The organism is Acaryochloris marina MBIC11017, assembly GCF_000018105.1.
Lineage (GTDB): Bacteria > Cyanobacteriota > Cyanobacteriia > Thermosynechococcales > Thermosynechococcaceae > Acaryochloris > Acaryochloris marina.
Genome location: NC_009925.1, coordinates 4,366,646 through 4,386,152 on the forward strand (window position 1 = coordinate 4,366,646; position 19,507 = coordinate 4,386,152).

A 19,507-nucleotide genomic window follows, 5' to 3' on the forward strand; every position below is an offset into this window, starting at 1 on the left:
GTGACAACCTTCATCTCTTGATAAGTTAGTGGGTGACTTAATGTCTGACCTGCTCCATTTAATATATTTTTTCTTGTTAAACCTGGCTCAAACCAATCTCAATAAAGCTTTGCTGTGGGCAACGATCAGTGTTCTAGGGTGGATGGGCCTGTTGCCTTCAGCTTCAGCCCAAATTCGCCCTGATGCTACTTTGCCGATTAATTCCGAAGTGCGTTCAGAAGGCGCAATCCAGCGAATTCTGGGCGGGACTCAGGCGGGGCAAAACTTATTCCATAGCTTTCGGCAGTTTGATTTGCCCCCTGGCACGACTGTCTATTTTGATCAGAATCCTGCTCTGACCAATATCTTTGCCCGGATTACGGGAGGACAGGCATCGAGTGTAGATGGTGTGCTCCGAGCCAATGGAGCCACGAATCTATTCTTGATTAACCCCAAGGGGATCTTGTTTGGCCCCAACGCTCAACTGAATGTGGGGGGCTCTTTTTTCGCTACAACAGCAAATCGTATCCTATTTCCGAATGGCAACGCTTTCAGCACAATGCCTACCGCCCAGTCTGCACCGTTGTTGTCCATTAATCAGCCCCTGGGATTAGCGTTTAACCAACAGCCAGGTCCGATTACGGTACGGTCTGGCCTTACCGTTCAACCGGGTCAAATGTTGAGCCTGTTGGGGGGCGATGTGAATATCAGAGGCAATTTAACGGCTCCTGGGGGGCGAATTGAGTTAGGTGCCGTTGATGTGAATCAACAGGTACAGTTGAACCCTTCATCTAGGGGACTCAACTACAGTGGTGTTCAGCGCTTTCAAGATATTCGCATTGATAATTTAGCGATTGTTGACACCAGTGGTCCAGGCGGTGGATTGATTAATGTGCAAGGCGATCGCATCACCTTAGCTGAGGGAGGACGACTGCAATCCATTACTTTGGGGAATCTTGATGGGGGTGGCATCACCGTCAATGCTGACACTTCGCTAGAGGTTTTGGGGAATCTTTCGCCGAATAGCCCGATCGATCCCTTTATTGCCCAAAGAGGATTCTTTCTACCCCAAACAACTACTATTCTCGCAACGACCATAGGAGCGGGGCAGGCCAGTTCTATTGAAATTAATACGGGTACTTTACGGGTTATAGATGGCGCTAAGATTACCGCAGCTACCGATGGATTAGGCCTCGGTGGCAACCTCACGATTAATGCAGCTCGTTCCATTGACGTCGCGGGGGAAACGATCCTCCTGGGATTCGTCCCGGAAGCCGTTCCTTTTACTGAACCTGTGACTCGGAACTTCCTGATTGACCAGACCAGTACCAGTCAAATTAATGCTCGCAGTGCCTTTATCCCTAATAGTGGTCCTAGTGGCAATATCACCATAAATACAGGCGATCTAACCATACGGGATGGCGCTAATCTGACTGCAGGATCAAACCTAGGCCCTGGTGGAACAATTACCCTCAATGCTATCGGCACCGTTGAAATTGTTGGGTCTAGTCAAAGCGGATTTTCAACAAGTAATGTGTCTACAGCATCTATCAGTCAAAATAATGCCTTAGATACTATTATTCGAGCTAATAAGCTAATTATCCGGGATGGAGGTGTGATTACGGCCAGTACTTTTGGTTTAGGACAAGCTGGGGATATCCTGATCACCACAACTCAATCCGTTGAGATTTTAGGTATAAGTCGGTCAGGTATGATTCCTAGTCAAATTAATGCAGGTACCTTCAGCGCTGGTGATTCTGGTGATATCAAAATCGATACTGGCAGGTTAAGCGTTAAGGATGGGGGAACCATTCGGCTGAATAGTGTAGCTCAAGGCCAGACTGGCGCTTTAACCGTAACGGCTAACTCCGTATTTCTAGAGAATCAAAGCCAAATTAGTAGCAATGCAGTCGCAAGCCCTGCAGGCAATATCAATATCGATACCAATCTATTGCTTCTCAATAATGGCAGCAACATTACCACCAATGCGTTTGGGCTGGATGCTGGAGGTAATATCAATCTCAATGCTGATGTGATTGCGGCTCTCCCTTTAGACGGTGATAGTAATATCACGGCGAATGCAGTGAATGGGCCGGGAGGGCAAATTACGATTACCACTCAAGGTCTATTTGGTATTGCGATCTCGGACCGCAATACTGACCTAAATGATATTACAGCGATTTCTCAAAACAATCCTCAGCTCAATGGTGTGGTGGAACTCAACACCCCCGATGCTGACCCCAGTGAAAACCTGGCGGAACAACCCGATGAGGTAGAGGCTCCTCAACCTATTGCTCGGGGATGTCAAACTCGGCAATTTGCGAACCAAAGCCGATTTAAACGTTCTGGGCGAGGGGGGTTACCCATTAATCCCCACAGCGCTCTGTCTTCCTTGGCGGTTTGGCAAGACCTGCGTACGGATCCTGAGCCTTTGTCTCAGGTCAGTCCTGCCTCCGACCTGACGGCTACTTTGCCTACAGATACTCCAGTGCAGGAGATTACGGAAGCTCAAGGCTGGCAGCAGGATGAGCAGGGACGCACCGTGTTAACAACTCAGCGTCAAGGCCCATCCCATTATGCTTTCCAACCCTCTGCTCCCAACTGCTAGCTCCGAATCACATCCACGGGACCAGCAGACACAATAACCATTCGGTCAGGATGGATAAAGGCTTCAATGGCCTGATTGATCTCGGCCATGGTAACAGCACCGATGCGTTGGGGAAGGTGACGGATTTCTTCGATGGGTAAGCCCAGGACTTCATTCATCAAAAACCGCTGGGCCAGAATATCGGGATCAGCCAGATCAACGGGATAGCTGTTGAGGATGGAGCGCTGGGCTGTTTCTAGTTCGGACTGAGTAATTCCTTCTGCTTTCACTTGTTTGAGTAAGGCGAGGGTACTGGAAATAGCGGTTTGAGTATCTTCGGGAGACGTTTGCATCTGTACGGCAAAGGGACCCGCATGGAGTCCGGCGGCAAAATAGCTGTAGATGCCGTAGGTGAGTCCTTTGCGATCGCGAATTTCAGTACCTAAACGACTCGATAACGTATCGCCTCCGATAATTTGGTTCAGGAGCATGGCCGCATAGTAGAGGGAATGGTGGCGTTCAATACCGGGATAGCCCATATAGGTCACCACTTGAGTTTTGCCCGGTAAAGGCGCATTCACTCGCTGGATCGTAGGAGGCATCTGAGGTTCAGGAAAGTTGAGCGCGGTAGAACTCCGGGGATTTTGCCATTGGCCTAGGGTTCGTTTGAGGTGCGATCGCAACTCCGCACCCTCAAAATCTCCCACCAAGGTCAAAATCATATTGTCGGGGCGATAATGCTGCTCATAAAACCGCAAAATCCCTTCTCTACTGATGTTCTTTAGACTATTGGCTGTGGGGAATCCATGAAATGGATGGTCTTGGGTATAAATTTTTTGCTGAAAGGTCCGACGGGCTAACGCCCCTGGATCATCTAGCTCTAGCTGTAGGTGGGTCAGCATGCGCTGACGAGACAAGTCTAACAGCTGTTGAGGGAAGATCGCATGCTGCAGGACGTCCGCCAAGGTCTCTAGCACCACGGGGAGGTCAGGAGATAAGGCATAGCCAGAGACATCAACACCTTCTCGCAGAGATAGAAAATCTAAACTGGCCCCGCGATTCTCTAAGGCTTTAGCAATCGCTAGATCATCTTTGCTCGTTGTGCCGCTCATCAGGTTGTCAGCCGTCATGCTGGCCACCCCGCCCAAGGTCAGATAGTCCCACTGATTGCCTGCCCGAATATGGCCACTCAGGGTCACCGTGGGCGTACTGTGGTCTTCTAGTAACAGCACCGTTAGACCATTATCTAAAACCCACCGCTCCGGTAAAGACTGGGTATCGGAGCCAGCGGAGGTCGCCAGGTCCGGCAGATATTTGGCGACCTGAGCCGGATCCACCGGCTCGCTGGGCGTAAAGTTTTCTGCCGTTTGGGTAGCAGGAATGCCAGCAGGCATCGGTTGTCCTTCTAACTGCGTGGGCTCAAATAAGCCAACTGTTCTCTGGGTAGGGGTGAGATAGGTCTGAGCGACTCGCTGCACATCGGTAGGGGTTACCGCTTCAATCCCCCTCAGATAGCGATCGCTAAAGCAGTGATCGTTGGTGACAATTTGGTTATAGGCCAACTGGCTCGCCTGATTCTCAATCTCTCGATTACTGAGAATAAAGCCAGCCTTGACCTGAGTTTTGGCTCGTTCCAGCTCTTCAAGAGTAATGGGCTGGCTCCGCAGCTGCTCCAGGGTTGCCTCTACCACCTGATCAATCTCTGACAGTTCCCCTGCAGCAGCGGTCACCGAAATGTTGTACCAACCTCCATCCATCAGGGAGGCAACATAGGCATGGGCATTAGTGGCTAAGCCAGACTCAATTAAGGCGGGATAAAACCGTGAATTGCGCCCAGCCGACAGAATGGAATCCAAAATCTCTAGGGCCGGAATATCTGGGTGTTGGGCATCAGGGATGGGGTAGACCGCATCCAGCAGAGGGGCACTGCCAGGTTCTTTCAACACAATCGGTGCTGAAGGGGCCGTTTTTGTAACCACGGACATGGGGGCAGGGGCCGTTGCGACTGGATGACTAGGAATGGGACCAAAGTAGGTCTGAATTTGTTCTAGAACCGTACTTTCGTCAAAATCCCCCGTGATCACCAATGTGGCATTACTCGGTTGGTAATAGGTTTGGTAATATTCCTGCACTTGATCCAGGGTAAATTGCTCCACGTCCGACTTGTTTCCCCCAACGGATAGCCCATAGTTGGACTCCGGAAAAGCCTGCTGCATCACGGCTTTGCTTAAGCGATAGTCGGGACTATTCTCATAGCCCTGCAGCTCTGAAATCACAACACGCTTTTCACTGGCTAAATGTTCAGCCGTCAGCGCTACGTTCTGCATCCGGTCGGCTTCCAGGATCAGTAAGGTTTCTAATTTGTCGCTACCCACGGTGCCGTAATAGGCGGTCATGTCATAGCTGGTAAAGGCGTTGGAGGCACTGCCCAGGGCACTGAAGAGTTTGCCAAATTGGACTGGACGAGAGTGGGTGCCTTTAAACATCAAGTGTTCTAGCTGGTGGGTGATGCCATTGAGCCCTAAGGCCTCATTTCGGGAACCCACTCGATACCACACTTGCACACTGACGACTGGTGCCGTATGCACTTCCTTCAGTAAGATTGTTAAGCCATTTTCCAGGATTGTTTTGTTGACGTCTTTGGTCAACACATGTCGTAGGTCAGGGGTACTAGAAATAGTCACGTTGGTAGATGTCAAATGGATTAACAGAGGATAAACCGCAGGAATAATATATAGTCTTCAGATCTTAGTATCGCCTACCTCCTTCGCTTGTGGTTGAGGGGAAAGATTTGGGGGCAGGCATTGACAGTAGGCAACGGCCATCCCACTTTTACCGTGCTCGTCAGACAACCGCCTCCCAAAGGGAATTATCATGACAGGAACGTCCGGTTGTTTAGCTAAGCGTCCTATATGACCATCAACCCAGCCTCTGAGGAGCAGTAATGGACTTCAATCAACTGTTGCTGTGGATGGTCTATGTATCCTGTATTAGTTTGTTAATCGTTGGTTTCAAACGAGGCAAGGCGGCTAGAGGTTGGCTGCTGATTGCGGCATTGCTCCTGGGATTAACGCTCTTTCTCCAGCAAGTTTTACCCAATCATGTTGGGCTCATCAGTGGTGCCCTTTGGTTCCTCGTGATCCTGATCCCTCAACGAGGCTCGGTTCGCATCAATCAACTCGCCTGGCAGCATCGATTTAAGCCTGCGCGTCAATGGGCTCAAGTGCTACGACTGTTGCATCCTATGGATAGTTTTTGGCAATGGCCTCGTTATCTCCATGCCATGGAACTCGCTCAAGCGGGTCAACTGCCGGAGGCGGAAACCAAACTGCGACCGTTTAGCCAATCGCAATCCCTGATGAGTATTGTGGCTCGCTGCCAAGTCTCTCGCTTTCGAGGAGATTGGCCAGGAATCTTGGACTGGATGACCCAGGAAATCCCCAAAGTCACGGTTATGAGTAGCACTTCGCTAATGGTGACCTACATGATGGCCCTAGGAGAGACCAATCGCCTCAATGAGATGATTCTGGAGTTAGAGCGATTCCAGCCTCAACTGGCCAATGCTGCTAGCAAATACTACTGGGATTTCAGTCGCCTGATCGTGTTTGCTTTTTGTGGACAGCCAGAACTGGTTGCTCGCTTGCTCAAAGGCCCTCTGGCGAAAATAGCGGATTCAGCCCAACAATTTTGGACTGCAACAGCGGCCATGGCAGCGGGTGAAACCGAGTTTGCTCAAACAGAGTTCGATCGATTGATTGCCAGTGGCAATGGTCTCTATGCCAATACGCTACGCCAGCGTAATCCCCAAGCCTGTGTTGATGACGCCTTAGATGATCATTCACGCCACCAATTAAAGGTGTGGGGAGATGCCTTATTCGTAGAATTGCCAGATCGGGAACGACAACGCGTCAAGATCTGGCAGTCGCCGATAACTCTAGGCTTGATTGTCATAAATCTCGCCTTCTTTGTTGCTGAGGTCATTCTGGGCAGTCGTGCGAATGGACTCAATTTGGGGACAGATACCAATGCGTTGTACACCTTAGGAGCACTTATCCCGTCAGAAGTGGTCGCCGGGGACTGGTGGAGACTCTTGGCAGCAGCTTTTCTGCACTTTGGCATTGAGCACCTTAGCCTCAATATGTTTGGGTTAGGGCTGCTCGGGCCGTTTGTGGAGAAAATGTTGGGCACTTGGCGCTTTATCGTCTCGTATTTGATGACAGCGATTGGCTCAATGCTGACATTAACCCTATTAACGATTACCGGTATTTTTGTCACCCCAGCAGCAGTGGGGGCATCTGGAGCCATTATGGGTTTGATTGGGACTGAAGCTGCGATTCAGATGCGTATTATCAGACAGCAATCTTCTAAGGTGGCAGCGACTCGTTTAAGGCTGATTGGTCTGTTTGTGGTTATCCAAATGATCTTCGATGCTGTGACTCCTCAAGTGAGTTTTATCGGCCATGCCTCCGGTTTAGTGATTGGATTTGGGGTGGGTTGCATACTGAAGCTAAATGATCTGGTATCTGTTACTAAGCCAACGGCACTGAAATCTTTCTAAACCCAGGGGGCCTCAATGGTAAGGCTAACTATGAAAAGAGGAATCTCTATCAATCTGGTGCGGATTATCATGTTTTGCTGCATGGACTTGTCGTTTCCTTTGATCAGTGTCTAGATTCAGGACGCAAGGGTATGACAAGGTCACTTATGCGGAAACTAAAGTACTATATTGCATCCACGATTGATGGTTTTATTGCCCATGAAGATGGTTCTTTTGATGGCTTTTTGATGGAAGGAGAGCATGTCTCAGATTATTTAGCGGCTTTGCAGCAGTTTGATGCTGTGTTGATGGGACGGAAAACTTATGAAGTGGGTGTCAAAGAGGGAGTCACCAATCCCTACCCGCATATGAAACAGTTTGTCATTTCTCGAACGTTACCCACTAGTCCAGATGAAGCTGTGACCGTGGTTGCGGATGAGTTGAATGACTTGGTCCGCAATCTGAAAGCGGAATCTGGCCAGGACATCTATCTCTGCGGTGGTGGAGAGTTGGCTAAAACGCTGTTAGCGGCTCAACATATCGATGAAATTATTCTCAAAGTGAATCCAGTCTTATTTGGCACCGGAATTCCTTTATTTGCAAGTGGCCAACCCTCTATTCCCACTACTCGTCTGCAGCTAACGGATCACAATATCTACGGCAATGGGCTAGTGTTGTTGTTCTATAACGTCCTTTACGATGCAGCGAATTGAAGTAAAGCGATGACGCTATGGCTCTCAACATGGACGAGTAAGCGTTGGGCTTTTGAAAAGTTCTTTGGCATTCCTGGTACTAAGGCTGAGATTTTCTTGGGAGCGCGTGCCAAAGGGACCAATTTGTATTAAGTTTTGTCAAAGGGGCCTTTAGCTCTCGCCTTACTCTAGAAATTGACTTTAGAAACTTAGAAAATATGTTCCGGATTCGCACCGCTATTTTATGTACGCTTTTAGCATTGTTTTTATTACTGCCTTTACCTGCTCATGCCGCCAGTTCTGCCGCAACTCGCGCAATTGATGATGAGGACATTGTCACCCAAGATTTTTCGGGGCAAGACTTACGAGAGGCTGAATTCAGTAATAATCAATTGGCGGGGGCCAATTTTAGCGAGGCTGACCTCACAGCTGTCGTGTTCAATGGGGTTGACTTAACAGGTGCCAGTCTAAAAAACGTAGATATGACCGGTGGAATGGCCTATCTGAGCAGCTTTGCAGAAGCCGACCTCAGTGGAGCCATCTTAACGGAAGCGATGCTACTGCAGTCCAGTCTTCGCGATGCTACCGTTACGGATGCTGACTTTAGTTTTGCCGTGATTGATAAGGACCAAGTCAAGATCCTCTGCGAGACGGCCAGTGGTGTGAATCCTGTCACAGGAGTTGATACTCGCGATTCATTGGGTTGCCCTTAACGAAATTAGAAATAGAAGTTGCCCTACTCCCTGCTACCTAATAAATCTTGGGTAGCAGGGAATTTTTTGGTACGCCACTGCCAACGATTACCCAGCCAATGTTGAGAGACTGGTCTTTAATGGCCAAGGTAGTTCTGGATTTTCTTGTGGCAGGCTGGTTGAATTGACTTTGGCTTATCTCATCTGCTGAACAGGCCTGCGGAATGGGCGTTTTCCGCAGGCTAACTTTGTATGCGGTTGTTGATTTATCCCTTGAGCCTCCTGGTTGGGCTAGGGTTACGAATGGATAGGTTTTTAGCTTGAAGAGTCTGTGTCGGTTGGTTTAGAGAAATTACTGTAGCAGTACCAACTGCCATTCACACAACACTCTACAAAGCAGAACAAAGAATTTATAAGACAAGTTAAAGAATGTCGCCTAATTTTGGGGATCAAGCTTAGGATTTTAATACATTAGTATGTGCTTTTTATTAGGTGAACCCATCCTTTGGTTAGTGTTAAGTCCAGTTAGTAAAGCCTTGCGCTGATTACGCTTCAATCCCTTGGCAAAATTTCCAAAACTCGTTGTTCACGTCTCACTTCCGCTTTCTAGTTCGATCGCTCTCGGAACTGCATTTTCTGTCTGTGGCAAAGAAGCTAAACCGCTCTCAGGACAATTATTCGGAGGGCATTGATCATCTCTGTGAACCATTGAGTTTTTTGAAAACTATATCCCGCCTCTATATTCCTAGGGAGGTCAGACGCACCGTAATTTTTAGTTTCCGTTGAAGACTTACCACCGCAAGGAGCATTCATGACTGTTGCCGACAAGAAATTAGCGAACGCTGATAACCCTCAAGATCCAAAAACAGGCCTAAAAATCGGCATCCCGAAAGAAGTCTTTCCCGGCGAGCGCCGAGTCGCAGCGACCCCCGATACGGCTAAAACCCTGCAAAAAATGGGATTTGAAGTCTTAGTGGAATCTAAAGCAGGCGCTGGTGCCACGTTTTCCGATCAGGTCTATCAACAGGCTGGCTGCCAAGTCGTGGCAGATACCACTCAACTCTGGGAAACCGCCGATATTATTCTCAAGGTGCGGGCACCCCAGATGCACCCTACCCTGAATCGCCATGAAGCAGAACTTTTAAATGAAGGCAAAACCCTAATCAGCTTTATTTGGCCTGCTCAAAACGAAGACTTATTGAAGCAGTTAGCTGAGCAAAAAGCCAATGTTCTGGCGATGGATGCGATCCCTCGAATTAGCCGCGCTCAGAAAATGGATGCCCTGAGCTCCATGGCCAATATTGCCGGCTATCGGGCTGTGGTGGAATCGGCGAATAACTTTGGTCGCTTTTTTACTGGACAAATCACCGCTGCGGGGAAAGTTCCTCCCGCTAAAGTGCTCGTGATTGGAGCTGGTGTTGCCGGTCTTGCCGCAATTGGTGCAGCTCGAGGTTTAGGCGCTGTGGTTCGCTCCTTCGATACTCGACCTGTGGTCAAAGAACAGGTGCAAAGTATGGGGGCTGAATTCCTAGAGCTGGAATTTGAGGAAGATGGCACCGGAGCAGGGGGCTATGCCAAAACCATGAGCCCTGAGTTTATTGCTGCTGAAATGGAGCTGTTTGCTCAGCAAGCTGAAGAAGTAGATATCATCATTACCACTGCCTTGATCCCAGGTAAGAAAGCGCCGTTGCTGATTACCAAAGATATGGTGGAGAGCATGAAGGAAGGCTCTGTCGTCGTGGATATGGCAGCAGAGCAGGGGGGCAACTGCGAAGTCACCCGACCGAACGAAGTTTATCAACATCATGGTGTGACGATTGTTGGTCTGACGGATTTGCCCAGCCGCATGGCCAACCAATCAAGTCAGCTCTATGGCAACAACCTGTGCCATTTGCTTAAGGATATGGGTGGCGCTGAAGACTACAAAATTGACTTTGAAGACGAAGTGGTGCGAGGCGCAACCGTTCTGCAAGAGGGCAAAATCACTTGGCCCCCACCTCAAGTCAGTCAGCCTTCTCCCCCTAAGCCTGCTGCCGAGGCTAAGCAACCCGCAATGCCCGCTGAGCCGGAAGTAAAAGAAAAATCGGTGATTGGCCAATGGCTCCCCTTGATTGCAGTGGGTGCAGCCTTATTTGGCATTGGCTTAACCGCTCCTCCTTCTTTCCTGACTCACTTCACCGTGTTTGTGTTGGCCTGTTTTGTGGGTTGGCAGGTGATTTGGAATGTGGCCCCTGCGTTGCATACGCCTTTGATGAGTGTCACTAACGCTATTAGCGGCATCATTATTCTCGGGGGCATGCTGCAAATCTCGGGTCCCTTGGGTTCACCGACCACGATACTGGGTGCGATCGCAATCCTAGTCGGCACCATCAACATCGCCGGGGGATTCCTCGTTACCCAACGGATGCTGCAAATGTTCCGCCGTTAGTCTCTGTTCTATTTTCCACACCTCTTTCCGCTGTCCTCAACTGGCTAGGACAGCGACTATCCCTTTTTTAGGAGTCCACTATGACCAATAGCCTTGTCACCGTGGCTTACATCGCGGCAAGTGCATTATTTATCTTGAGTTTGGCCGGTTTGTCGAATCAGGAAACCGCTCGCAAGGGCAATGTTTACGGCATTCTCGGCATGGTGATTGCCTTAGGCGCAACGGCCCTCAGTGCCGAAGTGACTAGCTATAGCACCCTGGCTGCCGTGGTCATTCCCGGTGGCATTATTGGCGCGATTGTGGCGTCGCGTGTAGCCATGACCTCCATGCCTGAATTGGTGGCTATCTTACATAGCTTTGTCGGCTTAGCTGCGGTTCTAGTCGGCATTGCCAACTACCTGCAACCAGAATCAGGCTTATCTGGTGGTGAAGAAGCCATTCACCATATCGAAATTTACCTGGGCGTCTTTATTGGCGCGGTTACCTTTACCGGGTCGATTATTGCCTTTGCCAAACTGCGAGCCATTATTGGCAGTAAGCCGTTGATGTTGCCCGCCCGCCATTTCCTGAATATTGGCATGTTGGTGGGTTCGGTGATTCTGGGTGCTCAGTTTATGGGTGCGGCAGGTACCAGTGGTTTGCAACCCTTACTGATCATGACTGCGATCGCAAGTCTGTTGGGTATCCATTTGGTGGCGGCAATCGGCGGTGCAGATATGCCTGTGGTGATCTCCATGCTCAACAGCTATTCCGGCTGGGCGGCTGCTGCAGCTGGCTTTATGTTGGGGAATGACCTCTTGATTATCACCGGTGCCCTAGTGGGCAGTAGCGGCGCTATCCTCAGCTACATCATGTGTAAAGCCATGAACCGAGGGTTCTTCAGCGTGATTCTGGGTGGATTTGGCGCAGCACCGAAAGGCGGCTCCAAGTCAGCGGATGGTCCAGTTGGTGAAGCCACCTCCACCACAGTTGATGACACAGTGGAATTGCTCAAAAATGCCAAGAACGTGATTATTGCCCCAGGCTATGGCATGGCCGTGGCTCAGGCTCAGCATCCCGTGGCTCAAATCACTAAGATCCTGCGGGATCAGGGCACCAATGTCCGCTTTGGTATTCACCCGGTCGCAGGTCGGCTACCGGGTCATATGAACGTGCTGCTGGCAGAAGCCAATGTGCCTTACGATATCGTGCTGGAAATGGACGAAATTAACGATGATTTCGCCGAAACCGATCTCGTGCTGGTGATTGGGGCTAATGATACGGTTAATCCCAGCGCCCTCAGTGATCCTGAAAGTCCCATAGCCGGTATGCCCGTGCTAGAAGTCTGGAATGCTGAGAATGTTGTGGTGATGAAGCGAGGGATGTCCAGCGGGTATGCAGGGGTTGACAATCCCTTGTTCTACAATGACAACACCGAAATGCTGTTTGGAGATGCTCGTCAAAACGTTGATGCTATCTTAGGGCAACTCGCTGCTACCAAGACCAAGACAGCCGTCGCCGCTTAACGGCTCTGACTCAATATTCTGCCTAAAGTAGAGAATGCCTGTTTCTATTAGGTGTTCTCTACTTTTTTTATGGATAAACCTCTGCTTTTGACACAAAACCTTCCAGAAAAGACAGTGAACTTTCTAGATAAAAATACCGTCTACACTGTTAATTAATATCCTCTGAATCTCTCACTAGCCCTATGCTTTCCAGCCTTGCTCAGGAACATTGGTCCTTTAATCGACGTAGGCTTGTACCCTCGCTGCTGCTCTCAGTAAGTTTGGCCACAGGGCTGGGCTTGACGGCATCTCAACCCGCTACCAGCCAAACCCTGCGCCAAAAAGTCAATTTTGCGAATTCAGATATTAATGCCTTTTGGGATGAGGCGTTTCGGCAAATGGGTCGTAAATGGTATCGCCCCAAATCCTACACATACTATCGGGCGGTCCGCACGGCCTGTGGCATCTCTGGTCCCTTTAATGCCCTCTACTGCCCTCGTGATCATGGCATCTACCTCAATATCCCGTTTTTAGTCCGGGCTGATCGGCGCTGGGGAGATTTTGCTGCGATTACAATCATGGCCCATGAATATGGTCATGCGGTTCAGCGCCAGCTCGGGCTAAGTCGCCTCAATCGCTACCTATACCAAGAAGAGCTGCAGGCGGACTGTTTTGCGGGGGTTTATGCCCAATATGCGAGTCGTAAAGGCCTGCTTGATCCCAATGATGCCAAGGAAGGCTACTATCAGTCCTACTCCAGTGGTCATGCTCGCTTTAATCCCAATACCCACGGCACTCGTGCTCAGCGGGCTCAGGCCTTTCGGACTGGCTATAGAAACGGGTTCAGGAGTTGCTTAAGATATACCGTGATGAGGCTTAGGCGTTAGTCTAACTCTTCTGTGATCTGTTACTGACTCAATAGTTTTAAGCTTGTGACCCAACCTGACACCCTTGCTCAACTGCTAACGGCTATTTCCACGGGTGAGGTCAGCCCAGACCTAGCCTTGAAAAAGCTGAAGTACCTCGCCTATGAACCCGTCGGTGATTTTGCCAAAATTGATCACCATCGAACCTTGCGAACGGGTTTCCCTGAGGTGATTTGGGGGCCAGGCAAAACCCCTAAGCAAATGATCGAGATTTTCAAAACCATGGAGGCCCAGGCCGATTGTGTGATTGCCACGCGGATAGAACCTGAGGTCTTTGCCCAGCTGCAGCCAGCCTTGCCCCAGCTCCAGTACTTTGACAAAGCCAGAATTTGTTCCACGACCCCATTACCAGAGACCTCGAAACATCCCGGTCAGATGGGGATTGTATCTGCGGGGACTGCCGATCAAGCCGTTGCGGAAGAAGCGGCTGTGGTGGCAACTCTCTGGGGATATGAGGTGACTCGATTTTGGGATGTGGGAGTGGCGGGTATTCATCGGTTGTTGAGTTGCCGAGATGAGATCGCATCCATGGATGTCCTGATCGTCGTGGCAGGGATGGAAGGAGCCTTAGCCAGCGTGGTGGCGGGTTTAGTCGACTGTCCCGTCATTGCCGTTCCTACGAGCATTGGTTATGGGGCCAGCTTTAACGGCCTAGCCCCCCTACTAACGATGCTGAATTCCTGCGCCCCTGGTATTGGTGTGGTCAATATTGACAATGGGTTTGGTGCGGCCATGTTAGCGGGTCAGATTTTGAGGACAGCCGTTCAGCTCCAGACTTCACAGTCGGAAAAGTCTGAGTAGATAGATGCCCATTCTCGATTTACCCCCCGATCATCCTCAGATTCACAGGGACGTCGCGACTTTGTTGGTGGATGGCTTTCGTGAAAATTGGCCCGAGGCTTGGCCCCATCTAGAGGCTGGTCTGCTAGAAGTACAAGCATCTTTACAGCCAGGTCGGATTAGTCGGATTGCGATCAACCGGGAAGAACAGGTCCTGGGTTGGATTGGCGGCCTGCCCAGGTATGCGGGCCATGTTTGGGAGCTGCATCCCCTGGTCGTTAAGGCATCAGAGCGGGGCCAAGGGTGGGGGCGTCGCTTAGTCGCCGATTTAGAAACCTGCGTGCAGCAACGGGGTGGCTTGACCCTCTGGGTGGGGACTGATGATGAGACCGGCCAAACGAATTTGAGTCATGCCAACCTCTACCCCAATGTGCTGGAACATCTGGCCCAGCTTCAAAACCTGCATCAGCACCCCTATGAGTTCTACCAAAAGTGTGGATTTTCGGTTGTTGGGGTGATGCCGGATGCCAATGGACGGGGTAAGCCGGATATTTACATGGCGAAAGCGATCACGCCTAAACCCTAATCTCTATTTTTGGTGGTGGACTTCAATCACTGTGTGAACGTTTCCTCTGGGCAGGAAGTCACCTTTTACCGTGATCTCCAAGGGATCACAGGCGGCCACAATATCATCCAAAATTTGGTTCACAGATTCCTCATGGGAAATATAGCGGTCGCGATAGCTGTTGATGTAGAGTTTTAACGCTTTCAGCTCCACAACGCGCTGATCTGGGACATAGGTGAGATGAATGGTGGCGAAATCAGGATATCCAGAAAACGGGCATTTGCAGGTAAATTCTGGCAGCGTAATGTGAATATCATAACGACGTCCCACGCGAGGGTTCGGGAAAGTAATCAGTGTTCCTTCTGCAATTTGGCGTTCCCCATATTTGGATTCTGAAGTCTCTTGTACAGACTGGGCGTTGGGGTCAGAAGTAGGATTTTGGATGGGAGATTGGCTCATGAGGTTTGGTAGCAAGTGTGGGTCACCCCACTGCTATTTAAGAAGGTTACAGTTAGAAACGACTAAACTTGTTATAGCGTAGACGGTGGCAGCAAAGCAGCAAGAAACCCATGAAAATGCTTTTCTCAAAGTTCTTTCCAGAATTATGCTCTTTTCCCAGGCCAATACAGCGGCCTGAATGGCTCAAGAGAGTTCTCTCGGCGGTGTTGGTTATGGGCCTGACCCTGGGATTGATGTTGCCTGCCCAGGCAGAAGTCGCTCCTGCTAGCCCTGCTGCTAAGATCCTCACCAGTGCAACCACTGGAGCCCCCCATAACTTTATTTCAGATGTGGTGCAAAAGGTGGGAGATACCGTCGTTAGGATTGATACGGAACGGACCGTGGTTCGTCCTGCTGCCGATCCCTTTTTCGATGATCCCTTTTTACGCGATTTCTTTGGTCCCGAAGGGTATCCCCGCAGTCCCCGAGAAGATCGGCTTCGAGGGCAAGGATCCGGGTTCATTATTGAGAGTTCCGGCATTATTCTTACCAATGCCCATGTGGTCAGCAAAGCCGATACCGTTTCCGTTACCCTCAAGGACGGCCGAATTTTTGAAGGTGATGTCCGCGGAGTCGATGAAGTCTCCGATTTAGCCGTCGTCAAGCTGAAAGGAGTCAAAGATTCGCTGCCCGTTGCCGCCTTAGGTAATTCGGATCAAGCCCAGGTGGGGGATTGGGCCATTGCTGTGGGTAACCCCGTTGGCTTAGACAACACCGTGACGTTGGGGATTATCAGTACCCTGCACCGTACCAGTGCTGAGGTGGGCATCCCCGGCAAGCGACTGGACTTTATTCAGACGGATGCTGCAATTAATCCCGGTAACTCCGGCGGTCCCCTATTAAGTGATGTAGGTGAAGTGATTGGGATCAATACCGCTATTCGCGCCGATGCCATGGGCATTGGGTTTGCCATTCCCATTAATAAAGCTAAAAGTCTCAAAGACCAGCTTGTTCGGGGTGAGAAAATTGCTTATCCCTACGTCGGTGTCCAAATGACGACCCTTACCCCAGAGCAGGCTCAGGAAAACAATAAAGATCCCAACTCTCCCTTTATCTTGCCTGAAATTGATGGTGCTCTAGTGATGAAAGTTTTCCCCGATACACCGGCAGCTAAGGCTGGTATCCGTTGGGGGGATGTGATTGTGTCGGTGGACGGTCAACCGATTAAGAGTGCCAATGACATGCAGATGTTTGTCGAAAATACTCAAGTCGGCCAAAATCTACAGCTTGTCCTCAAGCGTGGTGAACGCACTCAGCAGATTGCTGTGCGGACAGCAGCCCTGGAAAATGCGGCCTAGATGAGCGTATCTTTATCTCGCCCTCCCCTGTGGTTTTGGATAGGAATCAGTTGCGTTTGGATCTTTGCCTTAGCCTTCCGTTTTTGGGGATTAGAACGGTTTAATACCCTCGTGTTTGATGAGGTCTACTTTGCAAAGTTTGGCCATAACTACCTCACCCAAACGGAATTTTTTGATGCTCATCCTCCGTTAGGCAAGTATTTAATTGCCTTGGGCATCGCCCTCAAGGGCTTTAACACTTGGGGATTTCGATGGATGAATGCTCTGATTGGGGCTACGATTCCGCTGATCCTGTCGGGCATTGCCTATCAACTCTGCAAGCGCCCCAGCTATGCTTTGATCACCGCTGTCTTAGCGAGTTTAGATGGTCTCCTTTTGGTGGAATCACGGTATGCCCTGCTCAATGTCCACATCCTATTTTTTGGTCTGTTGGCCCATTGGTTGGTCTTAATCTCCCTCAACCATCAAGGGATGCAGCGGAATGGGTGGCTGGCAGCTGCGGGTATTAGTTTTGGGGCAGCGATAGCCGTCAAATGGAATGGCTTAGGGCTTTTACTCGGCCTTTATCTGCTGTGGTTGGTGGCGAAAGGCGGTCAGATATGGTTGGGATCGTCAGAGACCCCAAAGCGACGATTACCCCTTCAAAAATTATCAGAGCTATCCTGGCTGCAGATGTTTGTGTATCTGCCTGCGATCGCACTCTTTGTCTACGGCATTTTATGGCTTCCCCATTTAGCTCAAAACCCTGAATTTAACCTTTGGCAGGTCCATCAAGAAATCTTTAACTACCATCGGCGAGTCGGAGGAGATGAGGTCCATCCCTACTGTTCGTCTTGGTATACCTGGCCTTTACTGCTCAAGCCCATTAGCTATTTTTATCAAGTTACCCAAAGCACTCTAGAACCGTTGCCCGTCACGGGTCCTCCTTTGCCTCAAGATGCGGTGAAATGGATTTACAGTGTGTATGCGATTGGCAACCCCTTTCTATGGTGGTCGAGCACCATTGCTATCTGCGCCTTATTAGTCTTGGGAAGGTTACAGATCCATCACAACCGAGTTCGACATATTAAAGGGCTTTATCCAACTAGCCACTCTTCTGATGAACAGAGTTGGATTTCTCTATATTTGGGCGTGAACTATTTGGCTAATTTTTTGCCTTGGGTGGGGGTGAGTCGATGTACGTTTTTGTACCACTATATGCCCGCATCCATGTTTACCAGCCTCGCCTTGGCCTGGTATATCGAGGGTTGGCTGCGGGTCTCAAACAAGTGGATGCGGCGGCTGGCTGTGGCTGTACTAGTGCTTAGCCTAGTTAGCTTTGTAATCTGTTTACCGATTTTCTTAGGGCTACCGATATCGCCCATGATGTGGCGACTTTTAAGAGCCAAGGGTTAAGTCGATTGACTGGTTAGGGCTTCGGGTTCCAACTTGACTTCTTCAATGGCGCCAGGCTCTCCCATAAGTTGGGCGGGTTTTTTATTGACGGCCATCATAACGCCGCCAGCATTGCCAGCCTTAATCACTAGTTCCTTCTTCGCCACCACAGTTTTATTGGTCCCTGGAGATAAGATGCCTTCGTAGCTGACTTCGCCATCCACCACAATCTCCATCCAAGATGCCTCTTTGATGGTGAGGTCTACTCGAACCGTCTCAGGATTATTTGTAGCGGTGGGATCTGCAACAGGTTTAGCAGATGTATTCTTGGGCGCTTCAGCGTCATCCTTCGTTTCGGATTCAGGCTTAGGGTTGATGGCCCCTGCCGTATCGGGTGAGTCGCCAGCCGAAGTAACGGCTGAAGGATTGGTGAGGTAGGATAGCCCGACCCCTGCAGACATAATCAGGGCGATATAGAGGACATATAAGTGCACAGGACGTAAGCCACCTCTCAGCCCACCAATGCGCAGCTTCCGCTTTTTGGTCTTTGTCTCAGTTTCGAGCTGATCTTGACTTAAGTTGCCTGAATAGACGTCCGCTAGATTGGAGCCATTTAAGCCCACGCTGTCTCCAAATCGGCGAATAAACCCGCGAGTATAAATCGCTTCCGGTAGACTATCCACCCGGCCTTCTTCAATGGCTGATAGCAGGCGGGTCGGGATCATGGTTTTCCCAGAAATCTCTTCTAAGGAGGTGTCCTGGGCCTGGCGTGCTTCACGCAAGCGAGTACCGATCTCTGCCAGCTTTTGCGTTAAATCTGGCTCAACTTCGAGCGGATTCATAGGGAGAACTCCTTCTTGGGCTTATACTGCTCCTAACTTTGATCAAACGTCGCAAATTCTTCATTTCTGAAGCTGTTAACGACCGATAGCGTCCCTGGGGTAATAGTTTACCTGATGGTGAGTGCAAGGATATTGAACCAATCTGGGTTCGGTGTAATTTACGCACCGGATAGCCCAGTTGTTCAGCAATTCGACGAATTTGACGATTCCTCCCTTCCTGTAGAATAACCTCTAAACAAATGGAATTGGTATGGCTTTGGTAAGGCTTTAGGATCTCAACTTGGGCGGGTAAGGTTGTTCGGCCATCTAGGTGAATTCCTTGACGCCATCGATCTAGGATTTCAGGGGGCGGGCATCCCTCTATCCAAACTTGATAGGTCTTGGCGATATGGAATCGCGGGTGGGTCAGGGCAAAGGTGAGTTGTCCATCATTGGTTAAGAGCAATGCCCCGGTAGAGGCAACATCCAGTCGTCCGACCGGATGCAGCCCTTGTCCTTGTTGATAGGTTTTAGGCAGCAGCTCCAACACGGTTCGTCGATGTTGGGGATCTTGACAAGTGGAAACAACGCCTTTCGGTTTGTTCACCAGTAAATAGAGTGGTTGAGGGCGATCCGTGGGATTGAGAATCTGGCCGTTGAGAGTAATTTGATCTTGATCAGGATCGGCTTTTTGGCCTAATTCAGCTGTGTGTCCGTTGAGCTGAACCTGTCCCGCTAAGATTAATTGTTCTGCCTGACGGCGTGAGGCAACGCCCCATTGAGATAACAATTTCTGTAGCCGGATTTCCATAAATGGTTGAGGATTGATTTCCCAATTCTAACGAC

General features: G+C 49.9%; 15 protein-coding genes. 11 read left to right on the forward strand and 4 right to left on the reverse strand.

Annotation, left to right across the window (positions count from 1 at the left end):
• Positions 1 to 40: 40 nt before the first annotated feature.
• Positions 41 to 2,587 (forward strand): two-partner secretion domain-containing protein, encoded by a 2,547-nt coding sequence (locus tag AM1_RS19655; RefSeq protein ID WP_083776730.1) that lies wholly within the window; start codon positions 41 to 43, stop codon positions 2,585 to 2,587.
• Here AM1_RS19655 and AM1_RS19660 read toward each other — a convergent pair.
• Positions 2,584 to 5,250 carry a M16 family metallopeptidase gene (locus AM1_RS19660; protein ID WP_148215782.1) on the reverse strand — a complete coding sequence of 889 codons (2,667 nt, stop codon included), beginning with the start codon at positions 5,248 to 5,250 and terminating at the stop codon, positions 2,584 to 2,586. The two genes, AM1_RS19655 and AM1_RS19660, sit on opposite strands and share 4 nt — an antisense overlap.
• Positions 5,251 to 5,510: 260 nt before the next feature.
• Here AM1_RS19660 and AM1_RS19665 point away from each other — a divergent pair, with 260 nt between their 5' ends.
• The 8 genes from AM1_RS19665 to AM1_RS19700 all read left to right on the forward strand — a co-directional run bounded on the left by AM1_RS19665 (position 5,511) and on the right by AM1_RS19700 (position 14,691).
• Positions 5,511 to 7,124 (forward strand): rhomboid family intramembrane serine protease, encoded by a 1,614-nt coding sequence (locus AM1_RS19665; protein WP_012164648.1) that lies wholly within the window; start codon positions 5,511 to 5,513, stop codon positions 7,122 to 7,124.
• Positions 7,125 to 7,270: 146 nt separating this feature from the next.
• A complete protein-coding gene (locus AM1_RS19670; protein ID WP_012164649.1) occupies positions 7,271 to 7,816 on the forward strand; it encodes a dihydrofolate reductase family protein in 546 nt (181 codons plus the stop codon).
• Between the two features lie 197 nt (positions 7,817 to 8,013).
• Positions 8,014 to 8,508, forward strand: coding sequence for a pentapeptide repeat-containing protein (locus AM1_RS19675; protein WP_012164651.1), 495 nt, complete (start codon positions 8,014 to 8,016; stop codon positions 8,506 to 8,508).
• A gap of 790 nt (positions 8,509 to 9,298) precedes the next feature.
• Positions 9,299 to 10,915 (forward strand): Re/Si-specific NAD(P)(+) transhydrogenase subunit alpha, encoded by a 1,617-nt coding sequence (pntA, locus tag AM1_RS19680; RefSeq protein WP_012164652.1) that lies wholly within the window; start codon positions 9,299 to 9,301, stop codon positions 10,913 to 10,915.
• An 80-nt stretch (positions 10,916 to 10,995) separates the two neighbouring features.
• Positions 10,996 to 12,420 carry a Re/Si-specific NAD(P)(+) transhydrogenase subunit beta gene (gene pntB, locus AM1_RS19685; RefSeq protein WP_012164653.1) on the forward strand — a complete coding sequence of 475 codons (1,425 nt, stop codon included), beginning with the start codon at positions 10,996 to 10,998 and terminating at the stop codon, positions 12,418 to 12,420.
• 182 nt (positions 12,421 to 12,602) lie between these two features.
• Positions 12,603 to 13,286, forward strand: a complete 684-nt coding sequence (locus AM1_RS19690) for a neutral zinc metallopeptidase (RefSeq protein ID WP_238549021.1) — start codon at positions 12,603 to 12,605, stop codon at positions 13,284 to 13,286.
• Between the two features lie 45 nt (positions 13,287 to 13,331).
• Entirely contained in the window at positions 13,332 to 14,126 is a 795-nt protein-coding gene (gene larB, locus AM1_RS19695; RefSeq protein WP_012164655.1) for a nickel pincer cofactor biosynthesis protein LarB, read from the forward strand.
• 4 nt (positions 14,127 to 14,130) lie between these two features.
• Entirely contained in the window at positions 14,131 to 14,691 is a 561-nt protein-coding gene (locus tag AM1_RS19700) for a GNAT family N-acetyltransferase (RefSeq protein ID WP_012164656.1), read from the forward strand.
• 3 nt (positions 14,692 to 14,694) lie between these two features.
• Here AM1_RS19700 and queF read toward each other — a convergent pair whose 3' ends face one another.
• The gene (gene queF, locus AM1_RS19705) at positions 14,695 to 15,129 is read right to left on the reverse strand and encodes a preQ(1) synthase (protein WP_012164657.1); all 435 of its coding nucleotides are present in this window, start codon (positions 15,127 to 15,129) and stop codon (positions 14,695 to 14,697) included.
• 116 nt (positions 15,130 to 15,245) lie between these two features.
• Between queF and AM1_RS19710 the strand changes: the two genes are divergently transcribed.
• Both AM1_RS19710 and AM1_RS19715 read left to right on the forward strand, forming a co-directional pair.
• Positions 15,246 to 16,466, forward strand: a complete 1,221-nt coding sequence (locus AM1_RS19710) for an HhoA/HhoB/HtrA family serine endopeptidase (protein WP_012164658.1) — start codon at positions 15,246 to 15,248, stop codon at positions 16,464 to 16,466.
• Positions 16,467 to 17,861, forward strand: coding sequence for a phospholipid carrier-dependent glycosyltransferase (locus tag AM1_RS19715; protein ID WP_012164659.1), 1,395 nt, complete (start codon positions 16,467 to 16,469; stop codon positions 17,859 to 17,861).
• On the opposite strand, the gene AM1_RS19720 is transcribed toward AM1_RS19715, so the two are convergent.
• Positions 17,858 to 18,682: a helix-turn-helix domain-containing protein gene (locus tag AM1_RS19720; protein WP_012164660.1), complete on the reverse strand. Its 825-nt coding sequence runs from the start codon at positions 18,680 to 18,682 to the stop codon at positions 17,858 to 17,860. The genes AM1_RS19715 and AM1_RS19720 overlap by 4 nt on opposite strands.
• A complete protein-coding gene (locus tag AM1_RS19725) occupies positions 18,663 to 19,472 on the reverse strand; it encodes a pseudouridine synthase (protein WP_012164661.1) in 810 nt (269 codons plus the stop codon). Before AM1_RS19725 ends, AM1_RS19720 begins: the two co-directional genes overlap by 20 nt.
• Positions 19,473 to 19,507 lie beyond the last annotated feature (35 nt).